The 26,304-nt window shown below is 43.1% G+C and carries 24 protein-coding genes; 15 read left to right on the forward strand and 9 right to left on the reverse strand.

The genetic code is table 11. The annotated features are described in order from the left end of the window. Positions 1-173: 173 nt before the first annotated feature. The 4 genes from ahcY to radA all read right to left on the reverse strand — a co-directional run bounded on the left by ahcY (position 174) and on the right by radA (position 5,147). Positions 174-1,556 (reverse strand): adenosylhomocysteinase, encoded by a 1,383-nt coding sequence (gene ahcY, locus C3F22_RS03325; protein ID WP_004784706.1) that lies wholly within the window; start codon positions 1,554-1,556, stop codon positions 174-176. A 306-nt stretch (positions 1,557-1,862) separates the two neighbouring features. After that, the gene (locus C3F22_RS03330) at positions 1,863-2,387 is read right to left on the reverse strand and encodes a tetratricopeptide repeat protein (protein ID WP_004784704.1); all 525 of its coding nucleotides are present in this window, start codon (positions 2,385-2,387) and stop codon (positions 1,863-1,865) included. 249 nt (positions 2,388-2,636) lie between these two features. Next, the gene (locus C3F22_RS03335; protein ID WP_104425880.1) at positions 2,637-3,641 is read right to left on the reverse strand and encodes a Tim44 domain-containing protein; all 1,005 of its coding nucleotides are present in this window, start codon (positions 3,639-3,641) and stop codon (positions 2,637-2,639) included. Between the two features lie 117 nt (positions 3,642-3,758). Beyond that, positions 3,759-5,147, reverse strand: a complete 1,389-nt coding sequence (gene radA, locus C3F22_RS03340; protein ID WP_104425881.1) for a DNA repair protein RadA — start codon at positions 5,145-5,147, stop codon at positions 3,759-3,761. Positions 5,148-5,335: 188 nt separating this feature from the next. Here radA and C3F22_RS03345 point away from each other — a divergent pair, with 188 nt between their 5' ends. Both C3F22_RS03345 and C3F22_RS03350 read left to right on the forward strand, forming a co-directional pair. Then, positions 5,336-5,767 carry a hypothetical protein gene (locus C3F22_RS03345; protein WP_004784695.1) on the forward strand — a complete coding sequence of 144 codons (432 nt, stop codon included), beginning with the start codon at positions 5,336-5,338 and terminating at the stop codon, positions 5,765-5,767. Positions 5,768-5,873: 106 nt separating this feature from the next. Further along, positions 5,874-7,096 (forward strand): IS3 family transposase gene (locus tag C3F22_RS03350; RefSeq protein WP_104425744.1). Its coding sequence is split into 2 segments (ribosomal slippage): positions 5,874-6,210 and positions 6,210-7,096, totalling 1,224 coding nucleotides; the frame shifts between segments, so codons are not numbered across the junction. A 57-nt stretch (positions 7,097-7,153) separates the two neighbouring features. On the opposite strand, the gene C3F22_RS03355 is transcribed toward C3F22_RS03350, so the two are convergent. Next, complete coding sequence (locus tag C3F22_RS03355; protein WP_004784691.1) at positions 7,154-8,500, reverse strand: alanine/glycine:cation symporter family protein; 1,347 nt, start codon at positions 8,498-8,500, stop codon at positions 7,154-7,156. A 321-nt stretch (positions 8,501-8,821) separates the two neighbouring features. Between C3F22_RS03355 and C3F22_RS03360 the strand changes: the two genes are divergently transcribed. From C3F22_RS03360 to C3F22_RS03390, 7 genes are all read left to right on the forward strand, one after another. Then, positions 8,822-10,225 (forward strand): amino acid permease, encoded by a 1,404-nt coding sequence (locus C3F22_RS03360; protein ID WP_104425882.1) that lies wholly within the window; start codon positions 8,822-8,824, stop codon positions 10,223-10,225. Between the two features lie 131 nt (positions 10,226-10,356). Then, positions 10,357-10,590 carry an LPS translocon maturation chaperone LptM gene (lptM, locus tag C3F22_RS03365; protein ID WP_004784687.1) on the forward strand — a complete coding sequence of 78 codons (234 nt, stop codon included), beginning with the start codon at positions 10,357-10,359 and terminating at the stop codon, positions 10,588-10,590. Between the two features lie 24 nt (positions 10,591-10,614). Then, positions 10,615-11,859, forward strand: coding sequence for a diaminopimelate decarboxylase (lysA, locus tag C3F22_RS03370; protein WP_004784686.1), 1,245 nt, complete (start codon positions 10,615-10,617; stop codon positions 11,857-11,859). 12 nt (positions 11,860-11,871) lie between these two features. Beyond that, complete coding sequence (gene dapF, locus C3F22_RS03375; protein WP_004784684.1) at positions 11,872-12,717, forward strand: diaminopimelate epimerase; 846 nt, start codon at positions 11,872-11,874, stop codon at positions 12,715-12,717. A gap of 95 nt (positions 12,718-12,812) precedes the next feature. Then, a complete protein-coding gene (locus C3F22_RS03380; protein WP_004784683.1) occupies positions 12,813-13,430 on the forward strand; it encodes an alpha/beta fold hydrolase in 618 nt (205 codons plus the stop codon). A 26-nt stretch (positions 13,431-13,456) separates the two neighbouring features. Continuing rightward, positions 13,457-14,347: a site-specific tyrosine recombinase/integron integrase gene (xerA, locus tag C3F22_RS03385; protein WP_376745110.1), complete on the forward strand. Its 891-nt coding sequence runs from the start codon at positions 13,457-13,459 to the stop codon at positions 14,345-14,347. 207 nt (positions 14,348-14,554) lie between these two features. Continuing rightward, positions 14,555-14,929, forward strand: coding sequence for a hypothetical protein (locus C3F22_RS03390; protein WP_004784679.1), 375 nt, complete (start codon positions 14,555-14,557; stop codon positions 14,927-14,929). A gap of 48 nt (positions 14,930-14,977) precedes the next feature. Here the strand turns inward: C3F22_RS03390 and C3F22_RS03395 are convergent, their stop codons facing one another. Further along, positions 14,978-15,472, reverse strand: a complete 495-nt coding sequence (locus tag C3F22_RS03395; RefSeq protein WP_004784677.1) for an Lrp/AsnC family transcriptional regulator — start codon at positions 15,470-15,472, stop codon at positions 14,978-14,980. Between the two features lie 112 nt (positions 15,473-15,584). On the opposite strand from C3F22_RS03395, the gene C3F22_RS03400 reads away from it, so the two are divergent. The 6 genes from C3F22_RS03400 (at position 15,585) to C3F22_RS03425 (ending at position 22,951) form a co-directional block, all read left to right on the forward strand. Next, on the forward strand, positions 15,585-16,190 hold the full coding sequence (locus C3F22_RS03400; RefSeq protein ID WP_004784676.1) for a LysE family translocator: 606 nt from the start codon (positions 15,585-15,587) through the stop codon (positions 16,188-16,190). Positions 16,191-16,703: 513 nt separating this feature from the next. Beyond that, entirely contained in the window at positions 16,704-17,456 is a 753-nt protein-coding gene (locus C3F22_RS03405) for an electron transfer flavoprotein subunit beta/FixA family protein (protein ID WP_004784673.1), read from the forward strand. A gap of 18 nt (positions 17,457-17,474) precedes the next feature. Further along, the gene (locus C3F22_RS03410) at positions 17,475-18,407 is read left to right on the forward strand and encodes an electron transfer flavoprotein subunit alpha/FixB family protein (RefSeq protein ID WP_004784671.1); all 933 of its coding nucleotides are present in this window, start codon (positions 17,475-17,477) and stop codon (positions 18,405-18,407) included. A 169-nt stretch (positions 18,408-18,576) separates the two neighbouring features. Beyond that, positions 18,577-19,242 (forward strand): hypothetical protein, encoded by a 666-nt coding sequence (locus C3F22_RS03415; RefSeq protein WP_004784669.1) that lies wholly within the window; start codon positions 18,577-18,579, stop codon positions 19,240-19,242. A gap of 256 nt (positions 19,243-19,498) precedes the next feature. Continuing rightward, entirely contained in the window at positions 19,499-22,462 is a 2,964-nt protein-coding gene (gyrA, locus tag C3F22_RS03420) for a DNA gyrase subunit A (RefSeq protein WP_004784667.1), read from the forward strand. Positions 22,463-22,531: 69 nt separating this feature from the next. Beyond that, positions 22,532-22,951, forward strand: coding sequence for a hypothetical protein (locus C3F22_RS03425; RefSeq protein WP_004784665.1), 420 nt, complete (start codon positions 22,532-22,534; stop codon positions 22,949-22,951). A gap of 33 nt (positions 22,952-22,984) precedes the next feature. Here the strand turns inward: C3F22_RS03425 and C3F22_RS03430 are convergent, their stop codons facing one another. From C3F22_RS03430 to C3F22_RS03440, 3 genes are read right to left on the reverse strand one after another with little or no spacing between them, the layout of a single operon-like run. After that, positions 22,985-24,076, reverse strand: a complete 1,092-nt coding sequence (locus C3F22_RS03430; protein WP_004784662.1) for an ABC transporter permease — start codon at positions 24,074-24,076, stop codon at positions 22,985-22,987. Further along, positions 24,073-25,215 (reverse strand): ABC transporter permease, encoded by a 1,143-nt coding sequence (locus C3F22_RS03435; RefSeq protein ID WP_004784659.1) that lies wholly within the window; start codon positions 25,213-25,215, stop codon positions 24,073-24,075. Before C3F22_RS03435 ends, C3F22_RS03430 begins: the two co-directional genes overlap by 4 nt. Continuing rightward, positions 25,216-26,295 carry an HlyD family secretion protein gene (locus C3F22_RS03440; protein WP_004784656.1) on the reverse strand — a complete coding sequence of 360 codons (1,080 nt, stop codon included), beginning with the start codon at positions 26,293-26,295 and terminating at the stop codon, positions 25,216-25,218. It abuts the gene before it with no gap. Positions 26,296-26,304: the final 9 nt, after the last annotated feature.

Genomic DNA, 26,304 nt, shown 5'->3' on the forward strand with positions numbered 1-26,304 from the left:
TACCTTTTACTTATCACCCTCTCCCTGACCTCTCCCAAAGGGAGAGGAGAATTCATTACTGAATTATGCAGGGTTTAAGCCCATATTTTTTTCACTTGAAGTCATTAAAACTTCATTGAAAATAATTTGGATGGTTACCCTCTCCCTAAGGGAGAGGGATGGGGTGAGGGGTATTAATATTTATAAGCATCAGACTTGAATGGACCTTCAACAGGTACGCCTAGGTAGTCTGCTTGTTCTGGAGTCAATTGAGTCAGAACACCACCAAAACCGGCAACCATTGCAGCAGCAACTTCTTCGTCTAATTTCTTAGGAAGTAGTTCTACACGAATCGCTGCTTGTTTTTGGTCTTCTGGAAGATCCGCAAATTTTTCAGCGAACAGGTGCATTTGACCTAGAACCTGGTTTGCAAAAGAACCGTCCATCACACGTGATGGGTGACCAGTTGCGTTACCCAGGTTCACCAGACGACCTTCAGAAAGCAGGATCAGGTAATCATTTTCATTATCTGAACGATACACTTGGTGTACTTGAGGTTTCACTTCAACCCATTTGTAACCACGTAGGTAGTTGGTATCGATTTCAGTATCGAAGTGACCAATGTTACAAACCACTGCGCCAGCTTTCAGTGTATCTAACATTGCAGCGTCACATACATGGTAGTTACCAGTTGTAGTCACGATCAGGTCGGTATTTTGAAGAAGATCAATATTTACATCTTCTTTTTTGCCTGTTTGAACGCCGTTTTTGTACGGAGAAACCACTTCGTAACCGTCCATGCATGCTTGCATCGCACAGATTGGATCGATTTCAGAAACACGTACGATCATGCCTTCTTGACGAAGAGACTGAGCAGAACCTTTACCTACGTCACCATAGCCGATCACTAATGCACGACGGCCAGAAAGCAGCATGTCAGTTGCACGTTTGATCGCATCATTTAGAGAGTGACGGCAACCGTATTTATTGTCGTTTTTAGACTTGGTTACTGAATCGTTGACGTTGATCGCAGGAACTTTCAGAGAGCCGTCTTTCCACATTTCCAGAAGACGTGCTACACCTGTAGTGGTTTCTTCAGTAATCCCGTGAATTTTTGCAAGAACTTCTGGGTATTTTTCATGAACAAGTGCAGTTAAGTCACCGCCATCATCCAGAATCATGTTGGCATCCCAAGGTGTGCCGTTTACATTGATTTGTTGTTCAAGACACCACATGTATTCTTCTTCAGTTTCGCCTTTCCAAGCAAATACTGGAACACCAGACGCAGCAATCGCAGCAGCAGCGTGGTCTTGAGTTGAGAAGATGTTACAAGATGTCCAACGAACTTCAGCGCCCAGTTCTACCAAAGTTTCGATAAGAACAGCTGTTTGGATTGTCATGTGGATACAACCCAAAATTTTCGCGCCAGCAAGTGGTTTAGCAGCAGAGTAACGCTTACGCAGACCCATTAGGGCTGGCATTTCAGCTTCTGCAAGTTTGATTTCTTTACGGCCGTAGTCAGCCAGGGAAATATCGGCAACTTTATAATCTGTAAATGAAGCATTAACCGCGTTCATCACGATCTCCTTATAAAAAACAATAATTGATCATTCAGTTCGCGGATGCCGTTGTTGGTCTGTCTAGAAAAAGTTGGACCGATCGTCGAGCCTGGCGCTTTTACATTTCGTACCTGTAAAACGTCGCAGCATCCCTCGACTAGCGGGGTATTGTACTTGGAAATTAATTTGGTTCCAATCCGAAATTGTTTAATATCTGACTAATAAGAAAATTTTGAAAATATTTTGAAAAATAATCTAGTATTTAAAAACTGAAATAAAGTTTTATTCTCGTAAAAAAAGCCCATCATCCGATGGGCTTTTTCTTTATTCTATTTCCTGCTCAGCTTTGTCTGCTTTTTGTGTCCAGTAATCTGCCTGTATGTCATCAACGACCACACCAAGACCATTGGCATAAATAAAGGCAAGATCACGCATGGCTTGAACTTCGCCCCATTCAGCTGCTTGCTTTACAAGAGCAATGGATTTTTCGACATCTTTTTCGACCACATCACCACGTCGGTAAAAGCCAGCCAGTTCTAAAGTTGCCGCTGGGTGTTTCTCGAAATTGGCTTTGCTCAACCAGTAATAGGCTAACTCAAAGTGAGCTTTGGAATCGTCAGGGTCTTCCTCAGCGATCTCTTTGGCATAAACCGTATAACCCTCACCGAGCCAGTACATGGCTTCAACCCAGCCACCATTGGCTGCTTTCAATGCCCACTCTTCGGCCAGCATGATGTCATCATCATGCTCGCTTTGCATATAGAGTTCGGCAAGCTCAAATTGGGCTTCGGCATTGCCTGCCAGTGCGCGGTTTGCCAGCGTGGCAGGGGGAGAAACACGCTCAGTCATGTCAGTATCTCAAATATCTTTGTATCTAGATTAAAAGGTTCAAAATAAAAAAGCCAATCCGAAAATTGACTTTTTTATAAAATACGACTGATAGCGATTAAAATACACAAACTAAGCTATTTGTTTAGAGGAATAACAATAAAACAAATAGAAAGAGAACAAGAATAAATTTAAATAGTTTTCAATGTTTCAGAAAGCAAAACAGCGGCCCGAAAGCCGCTGTTGATATACGATTTATGAGATAAAAACTTAGTCTTGCTGGATTCCTGCAACCATCCAATCTTGCTGAGAACCGGCAGGTTTGACAAAGTGCCAGATTTCAGCAAACGGTTGAGGTTGGCTATTCAGGTCTTCACTTACAGTGCCAGTGAAGCGTACGCTTACTACATATTGACCATTCTCATTCGATGAATCTACCACCATTGCATTCAGGTTAGAGAACTCAGCTACGTCCTGATCCTGATTTGCCATAATGTCGTTATACATCGACTGGTAAAGATCAGGGGTCAAGTAACGTTTAATTTCTGAAATGTTGCTCGCCGTATTCATTGACTGAATGTGGTTGAAACGTTGACGTGCCACACGTAAGAAAGTCGCAGGTTCTGTACCATCTGGAAGCTGGTTGCCGCTATTGGTATAGGCTGCACCAAATGGCGCGTTATTTACCGGAGCTGAACCAAACGGAGCATTTGTGCTTGGCGTGCTACCACCCACGTTCTGGCCAAAAATATTGGTATTGTCACCACCGCGAGGAGGTGTCTGACCAAATGGTGCTGAATGACCAGCACCACTATTTGGAGCGTATGGATTAGAAGCTACTTTTTTTTTTGCGCCCATCTTACGGAAAATGAAGAAGGCAACAGCGGCAGCAAGTAAAATCCAGATCCAGCCAGGAATACCACCTTTTTCCTCTTGTTGCTGTTGAGCTGCTTGAGCTTCAGAAGCCGCTTGTACTTCTTTGTCATCAGCCAGCGCATTGGCAGCAACTGCACCCACGGCAGCACCGGCTACACCGGCAGCAACCATACTACCTACGCCTGGGCCAGATCTTTGCTGAGTTGCAGCACCAGCGGCTGGAGCCTGTTGTGCTGGCGCAGCTTGACGAGGTTGTTGATAAGATTGAGTAGGCGCAGCAGAACGTTGCATACCATGGCTTTTACCGCCACCGGCACGCTTTGCTTCAGCAGTTAAAGGAGCAACCAGTAATGCTGCTGTTAAAAGACCTGCAATCAAACCACGCTGTCGAACTTCCATTCAATTTTCCTATGTGAAAAAAACTTATTTGAATACTCTATTTATATAGGCTTTATAGGGGATTTCAATCAAAAATGTGTATTTTTTTAGGCTTTTCGCAAGATTTATCGATTAAAACTAATTGAGTTCGTCACTTAGGCTCATAGCTTCACTCAGGGCTTCATGCAATCGGGCTACAGCAATGACCTGCACGCCGGGAATCGGTTTTTGCGGTGCATTGGCACGCGGCAAAATAATATATTTAAAACCGTGTTTGACGGCTTCTTTCAGACGTTCCTGACCATTCGGTACCGGACGAATTTCGCCAGATAGGCCAACTTCACCAAAAACAGCCAGTTGCTGAGGCAAGGCTTTGGTCCGGATACTGGATGCACAGGCTAAAAGTACAGCCAAGTCAGAACCGGTTTCAGTAATCTTTAAACCACCGACGATATTGACATAGACATCCTGACCAGAAGTTTGTACGCCACCATGACGGTGCATTACGGCAAGCAGCATATTCAGACGGTTTTGTTCTAGACCCAAGGCTACACGGCGTGGCTGGCCATGGGCATCATCGACCAACGCCTGAACTTCAACCAGGAGTGGGCGAGTCCCTTCGCGGCTAATCATGACGATGGAACCTGGAATCGCTTCATCATAACGACTGAGGAATATGGCAGATGGATTGGCCACTTCACGCAGACCTTTATCGGTCATGCCAAAGACGCCAAGTTCATTGACTGCACCGAAACGGTTTTTGACTGCGCGGATCATGCGATAACGAGAATCCGACTGGCCTTCAAAATACAGCACACAGTCCACCATATGTTCCAGTACACGTGGACCTGCTAAGGCACCTTCTTTAGTTACATGACCGACAATAAACAGGGCAGTGCCGCTATTTTTGGCGAAACGGGTCAATAGGGCGGCAGACTCACGGATCTGTGAGACTCCACCTGGCGCAGACTGCAAGGTTTCGGTATATAAAGTCTGAATCGAGTCCAGAATCGCAACAGCAGGACGTTCCTGTGCAAGCACCTCGCAAATGCGTTCCACACAGGTTTCTGCCATGACTTTCAGCTGGTCGGTTAGCAAGTCCAGACGCTGGGCGCGTAATGCCACCTGAGACAGGGATTCTTCACCTGTGACATACAGGGCTGAGCTATTACCCGCTGCCATGTGAGTTGCGGTTTGCAATAAGATAGTTGACTTACCAATCCCCGGGTCACCACCAATCAGCACCACAGAACCTGTGACCAGACCACCGCCTAAGACTCGGTCAAACTCACCAATCCCTGTTTGCAACCGGGTTTCATGTGAAACGGAGACTTTATTTAAAGTGGTAATCGCAGCTGCCTGACCGGCATATCCGCCAATTTTTGGCTGAGCACGATGTGTCGTTGCTGGCACAATACTGACTTCTACCAGACTGTTCCATTCCCCACATTCAGAACACTGACCCGCCCATTTGGGATGGTCTGCTCCACATTGTTCACAACGATACACACTTTTTGCTTTAGCCATAATTTCCGAAAATAAATATTGGGAATAGGGGCTACAGCATAGCGGTGAATGAGACTGAAAACCAAGACCTTTGGCTGAAAAAGTCAGTGATTTACGTCAGCATATGACGCTTATGAATTCACCATCCTACATGAAAGTGAAATACCTCCTATAATGAGAAAATTCATCACGGGTACAGGAAGCCTGACATGCCACAACTTTTAAAACATATCGATGCAATCGCACGTGAAAAAGACCGTGATGTATTATTTGTACATTTTGAAAATTACGAACATGAAAATGCAGATGCTGAGTCCTATCATTTGCGGCAGAACCTAGTGGAATGGCTGAAGCAACGCCAAATTAACTTTGCACCCTGTATGGGTATAGAACAGCCTGGTGTGATTGAAAGTTATTCAGGTGATCTTTATATCGATGTGCCATTTGATGAAGCTAATCCAATTTACCAAATGGTCAGTGAGCATCTGGAAGATGCCGAAGGGGAAATGAGGATTCCGGGAGTGCTGTTCTTTGTATTATCTCTAGAAACTGCGCTGGAAATTGAAGCCGATCGTGAAGAGTTCTTAAATCTAAATCAAGCTCATGATGATGACGATGGATTTTCTGGCCGTTTGAACTGATATTTTTAGCAAACTTAACTAATAAAAAAGCCACGATGAACGTGGCTTTTTTATTAAGGGTTTTGTCCCGTCCTGAAATAAGTTTACACCTTAAGAGACTTATTTTATGGAACATGCACGAGAACAACGAGTTAAGCGCACACAACGTGATTATAGCTTCGCCTTTAAAATGATGGTGGTACATGAAGTAGAAAAAGGGCAAATTACTTATAAACAAGCTCAGGCAAAATATGGTATTCAAGGAAGATCAACTGTGCTGGTATGGTTACGCAAGCACGGACAACAGGATTGGACTTCGAATATGCCGACTTCTTCTAAACGCCAATTGACACCCCAACAACGAATCCGCCAATTAGAAAAACAGTTAGCCGCAGAAAAGCTCAAAACTGAATTTATACAGGATGTGATTTATCACATTGATAAAGAGTGTGGGACTGATCTTGGAAAAAAGTATACCGAGCACGTTTCAAAGATTGGCAAAGCCAAAGAAGACTAAGCGTTTCACGTTATTGTCAGTGGTTAGGAATCACTCGACAAGCTTATTATCAAGCAGAAAAACGTGCTCAAATGACTGCACAAGTAACAGAACAAATACTCGAGTTGGTTATGGAGTATCGCTGTCTCATGCCAAGTATCGGAACACGTAAGCTGTATTGGCTTATTAAAGGCAAATTGTTGCAGCGTGGTTTAAAGTGTGGACGGGATCAGTTATTTAAAATATTGAAAGAAAATAATTTATTGATTCGCCCCAAGCGTCGTTATACAAAAACTACGGATAGCAAGCATTGGATGAAGAAGCATCCAAATTTATTAAAGGATTATTCAGCGGTGCAAGCCAATGAAGTCTTTGTCAGTGATATTACCTATGTTGAGAGTGCTGAAGGCGTACATTATTTATCCTTGGTGACAGATGCTTATACCCGCCAGATTAAAGGTTATAAGTTATCGAATGATATGCGTGCAGAGAATGTTGTGCAGGCACTACATATGGCGATGCAGCATGTGACAGATCGGGCAGCCAGGATGATTCACCATTCAGACAGAGGCTCTCAGTATTGCTCTGAACTATATCAATCGGCATTACGCCATTATGGGGTATGTCCTTCTATGACAGATGGAGGAGACTGTTACCAGAATGCATTAGCAGAGCGGATTAATGGAATATTAAAGCAGGAGTTTTTAACTACACGATGTCAAACCATGAAAGAGTTAGATCACTTAATTGCGGAATCTATCATGATTTATAATTGCTATAGACCACATTTAAGTTTAAATATGAACACCCCGAATCAGACGTATGAGCAAACTAAAACCGAGCTAATTGCTTAACTCGGTTTGAAGTGGAATACTGTCAATCTATTTCAGGACAAGACATTTTAAATTTTATTAATACAGTTCACCTGATTTACGGCGAGCAATAAAATCTTTGGATTCTTTCACGATCACCCCAGACAGCAGTAACAGGCCGATCAAGTTTGGAATTGCCATCAAACCGTTGAAGGTATCTGCAAACAGCCACACCAGATCCAGTGTCGCGACACAGCCAATAAATACTGACAGGATATAGATGATGCGATAAGGGAATACAAATTTCTCACCGAGCAGATAAGTTGCACATTTTTCCCCGTAGTAGCTCCAGCCTAAAATGGTAGAATAGGCGAAGAAGATAATACCGAAGGTCACGATCCAGCCACCAACACCTGGCAGCAGTTTGTTAAATGTAGAAACGGTCAGAACAGCACCGGTTTGTCCACCAAAATCACTGCCGGCCATGATGAAGCCCATCACCAGGACAATACCCGTAATCGAACAGACAATAATCGTGTCAATAAAAGTTCCGGTCATAGACACTAGACCTTGGCGCGCAGGATGATCGGTTTTTGCAGCAGCAGCGGCAATCGGTGCCGAACCCATACCAGCTTCATTCGAGAAGACACCACGCGCGACACCATAACGAATTGCCGCACCAATTGCACCACCTACAGCAGCTTCACCAGTAAAGGCATAGGTGAAAATCATTTTCAGTGCAGGGCCCACTAAATCGAGATGGGTGAAAATAATGATCAGACCGCCCACTACATAGCCAATCGCCATAATTGGAACGATGAAAGAGGCAGCCCTAGAAATCCACTTAATCCCGCCCAGAATCACCAGTGCAGAAAACGCAGTAATCACGATACCTGTAACCCAGGTTTCCAGACCGAAACCATTTTCTACCGCAAGTGCAACGGTATTAGATTGAACAGAACTACCAATTCCAAAAGACGCTACAGCACCAAAGAATGCAAAGATTAGTGCCAGCCATTTCCATTTCAGGCCGCGCTCAATGTAATACATTGGACCGCCAGACATTTCACCGCGTTCATTTTTAACCCTGTATTTGACGGCCAGTACGCCTTCGCCATATTTGGTTGCCATTCCGAACAGGGCAGTCATCCACATCCAGAATACGGCCCCTGGGCCGCCCAGTACACAGGCAGTTGCCACACCGGCAATATTACCGGTACCGATGGTAGCTGACAGTGCGGTCATGAGTGAGCCAAACTGGGAAATATCACCTTCATGCGAAGGGTGTTTGCCAAAAACCTGTTTAAAGGCCAGTGGCAACATGCGGAACTGCCAGAACAGCAGGCGGAAGGTCAGGAATATACCGGTCCCGACAATGAGGACCAGCATATAAGGGCCCCAGACCCAGCCACTGACGGTTTCCATGATGCTTTGTAAATTTTGCATAAATTTCTTCTTATTTATCCGTGTCAGCTTTATTTGAGATGTTGATTGAAAAGCAATTGCTATGCCATGCGCGCTCATCCTAAACGCGAATATTGGCGGATTTGTATTCTATTTTTTACATAGTTTCAGCGCTTTGACAAGAAAAATCCTGTATTCATCGCGCCTTAAAACTAAGACTAAAGATAAATGAATATTGATATAAGAAAAATAAATTAACTTGCAAGATTAGTTGGAAAATACAAATGATGCGAATTTTCTTTTTGTATTCCGGGTTTTTTACGTTAATTTGTCGCGATTAAAACTCAAAGTTGAAATGAAATAATGTCAGAAAAATATAGTCACTCATCATCGGAAGATGGTGAGCTACAGCGTAGTTTATCCAACCGGCACCTGCAGTTAATTGCCATTGGGGGTGCGATTGGCACCGGCCTGTTTATGGGTTCAGGGAAAACCATTAGCTTGGCAGGACCATCTATTCTGGTGATTTATATGATCATCGGTTTTATGGTGTTTCTGGTCATGCGCGCTTTGGGTGAATTATTATTATCCAATCTGCAATATAAATCTTTTATCGATTTTGCCACCGATCTGATCGGGCCATGGGCAGGTTATTTTGTCGGCTGGACGTACTGGTTATGCTGGATCACGATTGGTATCGCGGATTTGTCAGCCATTATCTATTACTTGCAATTCTTTAATAACGGTCTGCCATTTACTCCGGGCGAAGGTGTGCTGATCAGTATTGCCTCTATTGTCTTCATCATGGGATTGAACCTGGCAACCGTGAAACTGTTTGGTGAAATGGAGTTCTGGTTTGCCCTGATCAAGATTATCGCCATTATTGTACTGATCGCTGTAGGTTTATGGATGATCTTTACTGGCTTCACAAATGATGCAGGTACGGTCGCTTCATTTGCCCATATCTGGGATCATGGCGGTTTATTTCCGACTGGGACTATGGGTTTCCTGGCTGGTTTCCAAATTGCGATTTTCGCCTTTGTAGGTGTAGAGCTGGTTGGTACTACGGCTGCTGAAACCAAAGATCCAGAGCGTAACCTGCCGAAAGCGGTGAACTCGATTCCGATCCGTATCATTATTTTCTATGTGCTTGCTCTGATCATTGTGATGTCAGTGACACCATGGGATCAGATCAATCCAAATGTTTCTCCGTTCGTGAATCTGTTCAGTCAGGCCGGTATTGCGGCGGCACCAATCATCATGAACCTGGTGGTGCTGTCATCAGTAATGTCATCAATGAACAGTGGGGTGTTCTCGACCAGCCGTATGCTGTTTGGTTTGTCTCGGGAAGAACAGGCACCTAAAGCCTTTGGTCGTTTGAATTCGCGCGCCGTTCCAGCGAATGCATTGTATTTCTCTGCGATCTGTTTATTGCTCGGTGCAGCATTACAGTACTTCGTGCCGAATACGGTTGAAGCATTTACCTTAGCAACGACTCTATCGACCATTTTTTTTATCTGTGTATGGCTGATCATTATCTGGAGCTACATGATCTATTACCGTACTCGTCCAGAATTGCATGCTCAATCCATATTCAAGCTGCCTGGTGGATTGGTGACTTGCTGGATCGTGATTATTTTCTTTGTCGGCATGATTGGTGTGTTATCGCTGGAAGATGATACCCGTCGTGCCTTGATGGTCAGCCCGGTCTGGTTCATTTTACTGATTATTGGATATTTAGGCTTCTATAAACAGAAACATAAATAATCCATATCAATAAAAACGTCAGCGATCTGCTGGCGTTTTTTTATGTCTGAATATACTCTCTAGCGTTTAGCGCTTTGGTCATGCGGATGATCGCGTTATACTTCATCGAAAATACTCATATAGGTGGTCAGATGCGTCAGATCATTTGCTACATCAGTTTAATTACAGTCGGTTTTGCCTTGGTCGGTTGTGGGCAGTCGGGAGCTTTACATCTTCCCAATGATCCAAACTACGATAAACGTGCCAAGTATTTACTCTATAAAAATACTGAATCTGCACCGCAAGTATCAGATGAACAACAGGATGCGCCAGTCAAGCAGCAGTTTGAAGCGCTCGCTGAATCCGATTCAACACCATCTCCTTAAGACTTTCAGAGAAAGGATACATTCATGAGTTTCACCCGCATTAATGGGGTATTGCATGCTGAGCAATGTTCACTGCAACAGCTCGCAGAGCAATTTGGCACACCACTTTATGTTTATTCAAAAGCAACTTTTGAAAAGCATTATCTGGATATGGACCGTGCTTTTAGCTTTATCGATCATCAAATCTGTTTTGCGGTAAAGTCAAACTCTAATCTTGCGGTATTGAATGTATTAGCCAAGCAGGGTGCTGGTTTTGATATCGTGACTGGTGGTGAACTGGCTCGTGTATTGAAAGCCGGTGGTGAACCTTCAAAAATCGTATTCTCAGGTCTGGGTAAATCAGAAGCAGATATTAAAAAGGCATTGGAAGTAGGCATCGCCTGTTTTAATGTCGAGTCATATGCCGAACTGGACCGTATTCAGAAAGTAGCGGCTGAACTTAATGTTAAAGCGCCAATTTCACTACGTGTGAATCCGGATGTCGATGCCAAAACCCATCCATATATTTCAACAGGCTTAAAAGAAAACAAATTTGGTATTCCATCAGATAGCGTATTTGATACCTATGCTTATGCAGCATCATTGCCAAATCTTGAAGTGGTCGGGATTGACTGTCATATCGGTTCGCAGTTGACTGAAACTCAACCTTTTGTTGATGCGCTGGATCGTGTCATTGTTATGATCGACAAGCTGAAAGACATGGGCATCAACTTGAAACACATCGATATCGGTGGTGGTCTAGGTGTGACATATAAAGATGAAACACCGCCATCGGTTGAAGAATATGCCAATGCCATGCGTCCGGCTTTAGAAAAACTGGGCCTGAAAGTTTATATGGAGCCGGGTCGTAGTATCTCTGCCAATGCAGGTGTTTTACTGACCAAAGTGGATCTACTGAAACCAACCAATCACCGTAACTTTGCCATCATTGATGCCGCGATGAATGACCTGATTCGTCCAGCTTTATATGAAGCATGGATGGATATTCAATCCGTGACACCGCATACGGATATGGAAACAAAAGAATGGGATGTGGTGGGCGCAATCTGTGAAACTGGCGATTTTCTGGGTAAGGAACGTGAGCTTGCCATTAAAGAAAATGATGTGCTGGCAGTACTGGGTGCTGGTGCATATGGTTTCGTAATGAGTTCGAACTATAACAGCCGTGGCCGTGCTGCTGAAGTGATGGTGGATGGTGATCAGGCTCATCTGATTCGTGAGCGTGAAACGGTTGAATCACTTTGGGAACGTGAGCGTTTATTGCCTTAAGGAGACTGAGTAATGTTGCTTGAATTTACCAAGATGCATGGTCTGGGCAATGACTTTATGGTGGTAGACCTGATTAGCCAGCGTGCTTATCTGGATACTCTCACTATTCAGCGCTTGGCAAATCGTAACTTTGGTGTGGGTTTTGACCAGCTCTTGATTGTTGAACCGCCTGATATTCCAAGTGCAGATTTTAAATACCGTATTTTTAATGCGGATGGTTCTGAGGTTGAGCAGTGCGGCAATGGTGTACGCTGTTTTGCCCGTTTCGTGCATGAACGTCAATTGACCACTAAAACCAAAATCAAGGTACAGACCAAAGCTGGAATCGTGGAACCTGAACTCGGTGCCAATGGCTGGGTGCGAGTGAATATGGGTTATCCAAAATTCCTGCCTCAGGAAATTCCATTTGTGGCAGAAGAACCGGAAAATCTGTATGACATCGATCTGGCGGGTGGAGAGAAGCTGACGATTGATGTGGTCAATATGGGGAATCCACATGCAGTGACGATTGTTCCGGATGTATTGACTGCCGATGTGGCTAAGATTGGTCCACAGGTGGAATCCCATGTGCGTTTCCCGGCACGCGTTAATGCTGGATTTATGCAGATCATTGATGAAAAGCATGCTCGTTTACGTGTTTATGAGCGTGGTGTAGGCGAAACACTGGCTTGTGGTACAGGTGCCTGTGCTGCAGCAGTGTCTGGTATGCGCCGTGGTTTGTTATCTAGCAAGGTCGAAATTGAACTTGCGGGTGGTAAATTGCAGATTGAATGGAAAGAAGGTGATGTGGTCTGGATGACAGGTCCAACCGCCAATGTTTATGAAGGTCGACTGGACTTGCGCTACTTCCAGGGTTAATCTCAACATTTATTTCTCTAAAAAGCACCGCACATAGTACGGTGCTTTTTTATGATAGGATGAATTCCATATTTAATTGATATCACAACACTGCTATGAATCAGCTTGTGTTTTTACCGGGTGCATCAGGCAGCCGAGACTTTTGGCAACCCTTGTTGGCTCATTTAAAAACAGATCAATCTACAAAAATATTGGCATATCCGGGCTTCGATGGGGTAGAACCAGATTCGACTATTCAAAATCTTCATGATCTGCAGGAATTCATCACAGAGCAGATTGAAGATGATTCAATTCTGGTTGCTCAATCTATGGGTGGAGTATTGGCAGTTGCAATTGCACTGCATCATCCACAGAAAGTCAAAGGACTGGTTTTATTGGCAACTTCAGGTGGTCTGGATCTATCCCAGTTCGGTTATGGTGACTGGCGGATAGATTATCGCGAGCAGTTTAAAGATGTTCCTGACTGGTTTTTACAAGATCAAACAATATTTAGCCTGAAACAGTTAAGCAATCTTGAGATTCCAGTTCTACTGATCTGGGGTGACCAAGACGCTTTAAGTACCGTTCAGGTGGGGCAATGCTTAAAGCAAAATTTTAAACATGCAAATTTGCATGTAATTCAAGGCGGGGAACATTTCTTTGCGGCGACTCATCCAGTACAGACCGCAGAACTGATTGAAGCCTGGCTGGAGTCAATTGAATGGAGCAAGTAAAGCTTTCTGCAAAAGACTTGCTCGAAATCTGGCTCAAAGAACGTGAGATCCAGAATCAGTCTAAACATACCTTGCAGGCCTATGAACGTGATGTGGCTGATTTTCTGGAATTCTGCGCAGTACAACAACTTGCACTCAATGATGTGGAAGCCACAGATTTACGTCAATTTCTGGCTGAAAAAGTCGAGCAGCACGGATTAAGTTCGAGTAGCTTGCAGCGGATGCTCTCTTCGATTCGCCAGTTCATGAAATGGGCAGAGCAGGCGCAGTATCTGGCGTTTAATCCGGCTGATGATTTTCAGTTGAAACGTCAGTCACGTCCTTTACCGGGTATGGTCGATATTGAAACTGTGAACCAGATTCTGGACCAGCCTGCTCCAGAAACCGAAGCGCAGCAACAAATGTGGTTGAGAGATAAGGCAATTCTGGAATTACTCTATTCCAGTGGTTTACGTTTGGCAGAAATTCAGAGCTTAAGAATCAAGGATGTTGATTTTAATCGTCAGCTCCTCCGTATTACCGGTAAAGGCAATAAAACCCGGGTGGTGCCTTTTGGTTCAAGAGCCAAAGATAGTCTGATGGAATGGCTAAAAATTTATCCGCTCTGGAATGGCGATTTTGTACCTGACGCGAATGTATTTATCACCCAAAAAGGCAATCCGCTCGGTGCACGGCAAATTGAAAACCGGGTCAAGTTTCAGGCACAGCGTGCAGGGGTTAATGTTGACCTGCATCCGCATTTGTTACGGCATTGTTTTGCCAGCCATATGCTGTCGAATAGTGGTGATCTTCGTGCCGTTCAGGAAATGTTGGGGCATAGCAATTTGAGTACTACACAAATTTATACTCATATTGATTTTGATCGACTTGCGCAGATTTATGATCAGGCGCATCCGCGGGCACAGCATAAAGAATAGGAAAAATTTAAAGTTTTCTTCCGCTTGTCGGATGATTAGGATTCATGGCATAAAACTGTCATGTATCATGCTCAAAATATGACTTGAACAGACTGTTTGAAAGATATTTCACTATTGTCTTATTTTTCAAATGGCTGTTTTCGGATATAAGTATAAATAGTAATCAATTTTTAAAAGAAAATCAGCGATCTCGATACTGGAATTTTTATGGACACAGCAATTATCCCGGATATACAACAAAAGTATGCGCAGTTAAGCCCAGCCCAAAAAGATATGTTTGCGGGTTATGGTTTACGCCAGATTAAACATTTTGTTGAGATTAGCTTGCCCACCATTGAAGCCGTTTTGCCTGAAGGCGCAATCGTGCAGGGGATTAATGCAGAAGGGAAAATGCAGGCTTATAATCCTGAGGCAGACCAGTATTATCTATGGATTTCTGATCTGCAATGGCAGACCACGCAGCGAGCCAGTCAAGCTGTTGACCTGAAAGAAGATGCGCTCGAAATCTGGAATATTTTCGATCTGAAGTCTTATGAACTGATTGAACTGAGTCATGTACATCGTGACTTTTTGCAAGTTTAATAAATATGAAGGATGACCAAGGTCATCCTTTTTTATTGCTAAAATATTTTATAAGTCATCCAGCGGTAACTGAAAACTTTGCTTGATGATCTGGCTGGGTAAATCTGTTTTGACACTGGTAATGCCATTTTTCTTGGTCAAATGTGTGGACTGAAATTGGCGGTAACTTTCCAGATCAGGCACTACAACTTTTAACATCGCATCACATTCGCCTAGAATGATATAACACTCCATCACTTGCGGTAGTTCCTTCATTGCTTCAATAAAGGTATCAATCGTCTCTGCATCCTGACCCACCAGCCAAATCCGTGAAAACAGAATCAACTGAAAACCGATTTTCTGTGAATCGACAATGGTGGTGTAATTCTGGATCACGCCCGCATCTTCAAGCAACTTTACCCGGCGCAGACAGGAAGAAGGGGATAGTCCAATTTCACGTGCCAGATCGTTGTTCTGAATACGACCATTGGCTTGCAAGTGATGAATGATATTTTTATCAATTCGATCAAGTTTTACTCGCACAGACTTGGAAGATATTTTCATAAATTAGAATATAATTCGAAAAATAATACTTATTATAAAATAAATTGAAAGCCTATTTTGTAAAAATTCGCAGATACTAATTCCACTTTCCGAAGATTTAAAGGAAAAGGAAATGTCTGTATTTGCACTTTTTGCACTAACCGTGCTTCCCCTGATTTTTACACCTGGACCAGATATGCTGTTTATCCTGTCTCAAGTGATGGGTAAAGATGCAAAAGCAGGCATGATGGCAACCATCGGGATCTGTTCAGGCTATCTGGTACATTCCATTTTCGTAGCAATAGGAATCGCAGCGATTATCGTGTCTTTTCCGGTATTGTTTGAAGCGATTCGCTGGTTGGGTATTGCTTATTTGCTCTATCTGGCTTGTAGTCTGTTGAAATCAGTATTTAGTAAAAACTCAATGAAAATTGAGAAAAAATCTGCTGCTAATCCAGTGAAAAAAGGCTTCTTTACGGCCTTACTCAATCCTAAAGGCATGCTGATCTATTTTGCGATCTTGCCGCAGTTTATTGATAAAAGCGGAAATACAGTGAGCCAAGGCTTAATTCTCTCTTTTATTTTTATCGGCATGATTTTCATTGTTTATTGTGCTCTCAGCATTCTGTTCAGCAGAATTACCCGCAATACACAAATTGATGAACGTAAACAGAAATGGGTTGATGGCACCTCAGGTGGTTTACTTGCCCTTGCTGCAAGCTGGTTAATTATTAATTAAGCAATGGTGTATTTTAAAAAAGCATACTGCTCCCAGTATGCTTTTTTTATATTTATAGATTGATGACAACCCAATTTTTAGACTTGCCCAGCAAAATAAAGCGGAGTAAATTGAGCAGATATGCAGAATAAATCCTGACTAATTTCGCTTTATGTCCAAACTGACCAAAGCGGTCATTTTTAAATATAAGTCATTTTCCACAAATCTAAGGACAGATTTGTACATTTAATAAGCAGAAATCAAAAGTTCTGATGTGTTTCATCAAATAAAAACATAATAAAAATCAAAGGTTAAATTTTATTAAATATTAATAAAATTCATTGTAATAAATCGATACGGATTAATTGTGAACGCATCGTTCAAGGAAAATTACGCATTTTTACAGCTCTTTGTTGAATTGTGACTTGACCGAAATGCCGTGCACATTGCAAGATAGGGCACCTAAAAAATTTAAGTGAAGAGTTATTATAACTTTTCTCAACATTTACATTTGCTAAAACAGCCGAGGATTACATGAAGGCTCTTGTTGCTGTAAAACGTGTGGTTGATGCCAACGTTAAGGTTCGCGTTAAGCCGGACAACAGTGGTGTTGACTTAACAAACGTTAAAATGTCAATTAACCCATTCTGTGAAATCGCGGTGGAAGAAGCGGTTCGTTTAAAAGAAAAAGGAACTGTTTCAGAAATCGTTGTTGTTTCTATTGGTCCTAAAGAAGCTCAAGAACAAATCCGTTCTGCAATGGCGCTTGGTGCTGACCGCGGTATTCTGGTTGAAGCTGATGACAGCCAATTAGGTGCGCTAGAAGTTGCTAAAATTCTAAAAGGTGTTGTTGAAGCTGAACAACCACAATTGATCCTTCTTGGTAAACAAGCAATTGATGACGACTCTAACCAGGTTGGCCAGATGCTTGGTGCACTTCTAGGTGCAGGTCAAGGTACATTCGCTTCAGAAGTTAAAGTTGAAGGCGACAAAGTACAAGTGACTCGTGAAGTCGACGGTGGTCTACAAACTGTTGAATTATCACTTCCAGCGATCGTAACTACTGACTTACGTTTGAACGAGCCACGTTATGCAGCTCTTCCAAACATCATGAAAGCGCGTAAAAAACCGCTTGATACTAAGTCACCTGCAGATTTCGGTGTAACTACTACAACTAAACTGAAAACAGTAAAAGTTGAATCTCCTGCAGAGCGTAAAGCTGGCGTACAAGTGAAGTCTGTAGACGAACTTGTAGAAAAATTGAAAAACGAAGCGAAAGTGATCTAATACAGAAGGATAAAAATCATGAGTATTTTAGTAATCGCTGAGCACGACAACAAAGCACTTAACGCTGCTACTTTAAACGTTGTTGCTGCGGCGCAAAAAATCGGTGGTGATATCACTGTATTGGTTGCTGGTTCTGGCGCTCAAGCAGTTGCTGATCAGGCAGCTAAAGTTGCGGGTGTAAGCAAAGTTTTACTTGCTGACGACGCTGCTTATGCAAACCAACTGGCTGAAAACGTAGCAAAACTGGTTGCAGAATTAGGTAAAGGCTACAACCATATCCTTGCTGCTTCTACTACAACTGGCAAAAACATTCTGCCACGCGCTGCTGCACTTCTTGATGTCAGCATGATCACAGACATCATCGCTGTTGATTCTGCAAATACATTCAAGCGTCCGATCTATGCAGGTAACGCGATTGCAACTGTTGAGTCTTCTGAATCAGTAATCGTTGCAACTGTTCGTGGTACTGCATTTGATGCGGTTGCTGCTGAAGGTGGTTCTGCCGCGGTTGAAGCTGCTGCTTCTACTGGTGATGCTGGTATTTCTAAGTTCATTAATGAAGAAATCGTTAAATCTGAACGTCCTGAATTGACAGCTGCTCGTATCGTGGTTTCTGGTGGTCGTGGTGTAGGTTCTGGTGAGAACTACCACAAAATCCTTGATCCACTAGCTGACAAACTTGGCGCTGCTCAAGGTGCTTCACGTGCTGCAGTTGATGCTGGTTTCGTTCCTAACGATATGCAGGTTGGTCAAACTGGTAAGATCGTTGCACCTGACCTGTACATCGCTGTAGGTATCTCTGGTGCGATCCAGCACTTGGCAGGTATGAAAGAATCTAAAGTGATCGTTGCGATCAACAAAGATGAAGAAGCTCCAATTAATGCAGTAGCAGACTACTGGTTAGTAGGTGACCTGAACACTGTAATTCCTGAATTGGTTTCTAAAATCTAATTTCTGAATCAGTTTCAAAAAAACGCTCCTTTAGGAGCGTTTTTCTTTTTTTTAATCTAAATAATTAATCTAACTAACAAGTCGTCCATTTCTGACTCGAAATTTTGGCTATTGTATATTTTGTGTTAATATTAAGCTTTTATTAAGCTTGCCATTTGGCGGAGTGTTCGTGAAATTTGATTTTCAGTTACCAGTCAGTATTTTGGTAATGATGATCTGCTGTTTGATTTTCCCTTTTCTCCCGAGTCTGCACCTTCCTTTGTTAGGAGGTATGACGGTTACAGCAGTTGAGTCAATTCAAGCATTAATGTTGTTTGGTTTTGCCGTATTTAGTTTTTTCTATATCCGTCCATTTGAATTAAGTAAAGGTCAAAAACAATTTTGGCTCTGGTCAGTTGCATGGTGGATTATGCTGTTTGGTAGAAGTACCAGCTGGGGACGTGACTATTTCCCGGAAGTGCCAAAAATCTATTTCCGTGGTATTTCGGTTCTTGTGATTGCACCCGTGGTGTTTATGCTGTTTTTAGCACCTTTGCGTCAAGAAATTGCTTATAAGTTTAAGCATGTATCACTTCCAATTTGGGCACTCATATTAGCTTTCATTGGCTTGCTGATGTCTGATGGCATTGAACATAATCGGTTTTTTATTCATTTTATTTTTACAGATTTTATCTATAAAGATTTGATGGAAGAACTATACGAATTTCCGCTTATTATCGGCTTATTCCTGGTCGCTTATCCATTAATGAAGCAAGATTGTACTGTGACAAAATCAACTAGTCAGGTCATAGCTGAAGATGATTTGTCCGATATAGATTCTAAACTTCATATTTAAGTGACTTGCTTTTTTAAAGAAAAAAATGAACCTCTGCAAGCAGAGGTTTTTTAATATCAAAATATTGTGAAGTGATTAAAATTTCTACTAAAAATCCTGTGGATAGTTGGGGCTGAAACAGGTAAATTTAGCCTAGATTATGCTATACTGTACGACTAAATTTTAATATTGGTTCAGCTTTTTTTGAGCCGATTTATAGCTGGATTTACGACATATAAATGCAAGCCAAATTTGGCTTGTAGAATAAGGAGTATGCATGAGCGTATCGGAAATTAGACCGATTGCCATTGAGGATGAACTCAAGCACTCGTATTTAGACTATGCAATGAGCGTGATTGTTTCACGTGCCTTGCCGGATGTACGAGATGGTCTAAAACCTGTTCATCGTCGTGTGCTTTTCGCAATGCACGAATTGGGCAATGACTACAACAAAGCTTACAAGAAGTCTGCCCGTGTTGTAGGTGATGTCATCGGTAAATATCACCCACATGGTGATTCTGCTGTTTATGAAACCATTGTCCGTATGGCTCAGGACTTTAGTCTGCGCTACCAATTGGTTGATGGTCAAGGGAACTTTGGTTCGATCGATGGCGATAGCGCTGCGGCAATGCGTTATACCGAAGTTCGTATGCGTAAGCTGACCCATGAATTATTGGCTGATCTGGAAAAAGATACAGTTGACTGGGAAGATAACTACGACGGTTCTGAGCGTATTCCGCAAGTCATGCCAACCCGTATTCCAAACCTGTTGGTGAATGGTGCGGCTGGTATTGCAGTCGGTATGGCGACCAATATGGCGCCACACAACATGACTGAAGTAGTGAATGCATGTCTGGCTTATGCAGATAATCCGAATATCAGCATCGAAGGATTGATGGAATATATTTCCGGTCCAGATTTCCCGACAGGTGGCATTATTTACGGTAAGTCAGGCATCGTGGATGCCTATCGCACCGGTAAAGGCCGTTTACATATTCGTGGTAAATATCACTTTGAAGAAGATGCTAAATCTGGCCGTACTACGATTGTCTTCACGGAAATTCCTTATCAGGTTAACAAAGCGAAAACGATTGAACGTATTGCCGAGCTGGTCAAAGAGAAAAAACTTGAAGGTATTTCTGAACTCCGTGATGAATCGGACAAGGAAGGGATGCGTATTGCGATTGACCTGAAGCGTGGTGAAAATGCTGAAGTCATCGTCAATAACCTGTTCCAGAATACACAGTTAGAAAATTCTTTCAGCATCAATATGGTGTGTCTGGACAACGGCCAGCCGAAGTTGATGAACCTGAAAGACATCATTGCGGCATTCATCCGTCATCGTCAAGAAGTCGTGACACGTCGTACCATGTACGAACTGCGCAAAGCACGTGAACGTGGTCATATTTTAGAAGGTTTAACCGTTGCTCTGGCAAATATTGATGCCATCATCGAAACCATCAAAACTTCTGCCAACCCGGCTGAAGCGCGTGAGCGTTTACAGGCAGGTGAGTGGGCAGCAGGCGGTGTGGCAGCCTTGCTCGAAAAAGCAGGTGCTGTTTCTGTACGTCCGGACGAAATTGAAGGTGAAGATCCAGAGCGTCCATTTGGTATTGATGGCGATGTGTATCGTTTATCTCCGACTCAAGTTAACGCGATCATGGAACTGCGTTTGCACCGCTTGACCGGTCTTGAGCAGGATAAACTGCAAGCTGAATACTCTGAAATCTTGGGTCAAATTGCTGAATACACAGCCATTTTAAATGACTTCAACTTATTGATGAACGTCATTAAAGAAGAGCTAGCATTGATTCTTCAGCAATATGGCGATGCACGTAAAACAGATATCGTTGAGTCTCGTATCGACTTCTCTCGTGAAGATCTGATTCCTGAAGAGCAAATGGTTCTTACGGTTTCAAAAACAGGCTATGCGAAAACTCAACCATTATCTGACTATGCTGCTCAGCGTCGTGGTGGTCGTGGTAAGTCTGCAACCAGCATGAAAGAAGATGATTACATTCAGCATATGGTGGTGACGTCGAATCATGCCACTGTGCTTTGCTTCACCAATGTCGGTAAGGTTTATCGTCTGAAAGTTTATGAAGTGCCACAAGCTTCGCGTGGTGCTAAAGGTCGCCCAATGGTGAACTTGTTGCCATTGGATGACAATGAAACCATTACTGCTATCTTGCCAGTAATTGATGCACCGAAGAAATTCAAAGAACGTCTGGCTGACTTCAAAGCATTCGTGAAGACCAATGCTGCTCAGCTTCAAACCAATGAAGTGATTAACAGTCACTTTGCTGCATTAGAATCTGCACTTGCTGAATCTGAAGATGGTGCAGATGATATTTCTGATGCACTGCGTGTTCAGTTGAAAGAATTGGGCTTAGCGCTTTCAACCACTGATCTTGATGATGACATCATCAATGACTTTGCTCAGCAGGCTGAAGCTGTTCGTAAGAACTTCTATGTGTTTATGGCGACTGAGTACGGCACGATTAAACGTGTAGAACTGGAACAATTCTCGAATGTTCGTTCAAACGGTTTACGTGCGATTGAACTGAATGGCGATGACACCTTAATTGGTGTTGCGATTACTGATGGTGAACAACAAATCATGTTGTTCTCGAACGAAGGTAAAGCAATTCGTTTCGCAGAGACTGACGTACGTTCAATGGGTCGTTCAGCCAAAGGTGTACGCGGTATGCGCGTGACCATCGGTGCTTCTCAAGTTGAAGATGTCGAAGATGTAGATGTTGAATCTGATGATGAAGATGCAACTGAAGCTAACTTCATTAGTCGTATCGTATCTCTAGTGGTTGTACCTGAAACCGGTGAAGTGCTGTGTGCTTCTGCAAATGGTTATGGTAAACGTACCCCAGTGGATGACTTCCCAACCAAGAAACGTGGCGGTAAGGGTGTGATTGCTATCAAGACCTCAGAGCGTAATGGCGAACTGGTCGGTGCAGTTGCGATTGACGCATCTAAAGAACTGATGCTAATTTCTGATGGTGGCACACTGGTTCGTACCCGTGCTTCTGAAGTGGCACAGACTGGTCGTAATGCACAAGGTGTTCGTCTGATCCGTCTGGCTGAAGATGAAAAACTGGTCGGTGTAGAAGCGATTGAAGCAGTTGAAGATGAGTTGGAAATATTGGAAAATACTGAATCTGCAGCTGATGATGTAACTGATGCACAAGAAGCTGAAAAAGATGATGACAATACAGTAGAGGAATAAGTTCTGCTACTGATGAAAAAGGGCGCTTCGGCGTCCTTTTTTACACATCGACTAAATGAGAGATAAATAATGAAGACCAGATTGATGCTTTTGACCGCAGCTATTGCACTTAGCGGCTGTAATAATGCAATGGACAGTATGCCCGATCCGAGCCCTGGGCAGGAAAAGGCTGCGCAAGTAGCTTATGAAGATTTGCGTGATGGAAAATATGACGAGTTTTTAGCTCAGCTTGAGCCGAAGTTGCAGGCAGAGTTTCAAAACAATGAAAAAATCATGAAGCGTTTTTCACGATCAATTCCGCAAGGTGAATATAAGTCCAAGACTATCATGAGAAAGAGCTTCGAGGAAAATAACGGCAAACCGAGTGAATACAAGGTCAGCTATGAAATTGCCTATCCAAAAAACCTGGTTCAGTATGATGTGAGTTTTGACCAGCCGAATGGCAGTACTAAAATCCGCAACTTTAATATTCAGGTATTTGGTGAATAATTTTCAATGCGAATAGCCTGAGTAAATCCGGATTTAAGAACGTGGGCGTAGCCGATAATAGCCTAAGCTCATACAGATGATGCCGATCACCAATAGATAAGCAAGCTTTCCTAGAACCATATAAGTAGGCACCCCCATCTGATTGAGTTGAATAAACATCTGCACGATTTGGGTCGAAGGTAAGGCTTGCCCAATGAGTTGGACCCAGACTGGCATGGCAGCATGCGGCCAGGCGACTCCTGAAAGCATAAAGAGCGGAATCGAAGTAAAAACAATGATATGACCGGCGCGTTCTGGCATGTCCAGAAAGCTGGCAAACAAGGTAGTAATCCCAATCATGCAGAATACAAAGATGGGTACAGCGAGCAGCATGCCCCAAAAATTTCCGCCACGGGGATAATCAAAATACCAGAAAGTAAAACCAAACAGGTAATAACAGCCCAAACATCCAATGGTCAGAATCGCCAAACTGATTCCGAATAAGGTGGTTAAATTAATCCTCTGTCTACTTTCCCGATACAGCGCAATCAGCATACTGAGGCCAAGAAAGATCGTCTGATGAATGATCAACGGTGCAACAGCGGGAAACACATAGCTACCATAGCCAGAGAGTGTATTAAATAATGGAATCTGGTGAATGGAGAGTGCAGGAGAGAAGTGTGAAATCTCGCTAAAGCGTTCCGCATATTCGCTTAAGGTATTTTCTACTGAAGAGACCAAGCCCAAACCAATCTGTTTGGTAATTAAAAAGTTAGCAGCACTTAAATACAGCCCAATCCCGCCATTTTCACCGTGCCGGATAGATTGTGAAAGATTATCTGGTAATAATAAAATCCCATCGGCTTTTTGAGTTTCCATCCAGTGTTTAGCTTCAGCAAAATTTCCAGTCACCGCCTTGATTTGTACATTAGGGCTTTGGCTGACATGACTGATAATGGTATTGGTTAAAGCACTTTGCTCTTCGTCAACAATAATAATCGGCAAGGCTTCTGCCTGTTCTGCCTTATATGCGGTCGGATAGAAAAAGCTGTAAAACAGAACTGATAAAATCAGCGTGGTAAAAATACTGGTATTGCTAATAATGTCTTTGAAAGTTTGGCAATAAGCTTTCCAAAGTGATTTCATGCTGACACTCCTTTGGCTGTTTTTTTGAGAAAGACATAGGCCAGTACAGCATAAAGCAAGACATAAATGATGAGTACGAATATCGGTTGCAGTGAAAGATAGAGCGGACTGCCAATCACCCACTGCTCCGCCTGTAATTTGGCATAGGGTGTATAAGGAATAATATTGGACCAGAACTGGGTGAATAGTGGAGCATTATTAAGAGGTAAAGTTACCCCAGCAAAACTGAGCGATGAACCACCATAAACTGCTAGTAGACCAAAAGATTTGGTTAGGTCCTGAGTAGCCAGAACCACAGCACTACTGATAAAGGCATAGGCACTATAGAACAGTATTTGAGCCAGAAGAATTAGCCATAATGACCCGGCAATAAACCAGCCGCGAATTTCGACCAGCCAAAACATCCAAGCCCAGGTCCATAAACAAAAGATTGCTACATAAACCAGATTTTTAGACAGCAGTGCCGACCACAAGTTTTGTTGGGCAATCCAATGACTAACAGTATGCCGTTTAATTTCCTGACCCACAGCAAAAGCCACACAGCAACATAACAGCAAGTGCAAAATTGCCGGCACCATATAAGGCTCCAGATAAAATTCATAATTCAGCTGTGGGTTATACAATGGGGAAATTTTAATATTCGGTGTAGGTGCATCCAGATAGGGGAGCGTGTTGCCTAGATACTGCTTACCGGTAAACTCAGCCAGAGCCTGCAAGGTGCTAAGTAGCATAGCCGAAGAAATGGTATTACCGATACTAAAATAACTCTGATTAAAAGCAATACTAATTTCAGCATCCTGAGCTTTGACCAGTCGTTGCTCGGCTCCGGTAGGAATATGAATATAGCCCCAGATTTTATTTTCGTTTAATAATTTTTCGATTTCGACCGTTTGATCAGAAACGGTATGCACGTGTAGGGTATGATTCAAAGATAAATGATCATAAATCTTGCTGCTCAGGCTACTTTGATCCTGATCAATAATGGCGATTGGTAGATGATCCGGTTTGCCTTTGGCAAACATGCTACCAAGTAAAATCAGAATACAGGCAGGGGCGAGCAGGACTAGAGCCAGATCCCATTTCTCTCTGCATAAATAGCGTATTTCACGCTGAATACCCGCCCAGAATCCAGAAGCCATTTATTTTGGCTCTTTCAATTTAAACAGCACGCTCATGCCGACTTTTAACTCAGGCATTTCAGTGACTGGCACAAGATGAAATTTAAAACTGCGGACATCATAACCGCCGGTTTGGCGCGTGGTTTTAATGGTGGCAAATTCACCTTCAGCACTAATATTTTTTACTTTAAAAGTGGCTGATTGATTCAGTGCCGGAATAAAACCTTCAAGCTGTTGCTGTTTACCTAAAGCGGCATATTGGTCTTCACGAATATTCAGGCTAATCCAGCGTTCTGCCGAGATCAGGCTGACCACTGGCACTGCGGTTGCCACCAGTTCAGTGGCATTGCCATAGGTTTTGGAGACGGTACCATCAATCGGTGCCAATAATTCAGTTTCTGCTTCTAGTGCATTGGCTTCAGCGACTGCTGCACGGGCTATATCGACCTGAGCATCTGCAGAACTTTTCTGTTCTGGTGTACTGCCGCGTTTAGCCCGGGCATATTGTTGATACGCAGCTTCTGTCATTTGCGACGCAGATTGTGAAGCTGCAAACAGTTCATCTCGGCGCTGGCGGGAAATAACGCCTTCCTTAAATAGATTGGCTCCACGTTGATAGGAAGTCTTAGCGAGTTGCTCCTGTGCTTTTAGTGACTGCCAGTTGGCATACAGAGAAGCGATATTTTCTTCCTGAGAACCACGTTCTGCGGTGGACTGAAGTGCTAATGCAGACTGTAAAGTAGCTAAAGCCTGCTGCTTTTTCGCCTCAATTTCAGGACTATGCAATTTCACCAGCGCCTGGCCTTTCTTGACGTCATCGCCTTCCTGCACATAAATCTTTTCAATCCGGCTTGGAACTTTAGTGGCCACTTGAACCGTCTCTGCCTCAACCCGGCCTTGTAGCTCGATTTCTTTGGGTTGATAGGTTTTCCATAGGCCAAACCCAATCAAAGCAAGAATCACTGGAATTAAAGCTAAAAGCAGATATTTTTTGCGCGATTTTTTTTCTGTGCTTGCAGGATTATCTGGCTCTGATTCACTGTAATTGATTTCTGAAGCCGGTTCATCAACAGGATGTTCTGGCTTTTGCTCATCTGTCATGTCTGGCTC

The sequence above is a fragment of the Acinetobacter sp. ACNIH1 genome (assembly GCF_002934695.1).
Taxonomy (GTDB): Bacteria; Pseudomonadota; Gammaproteobacteria; order Pseudomonadales; family Moraxellaceae; genus Acinetobacter; species Acinetobacter variabilis.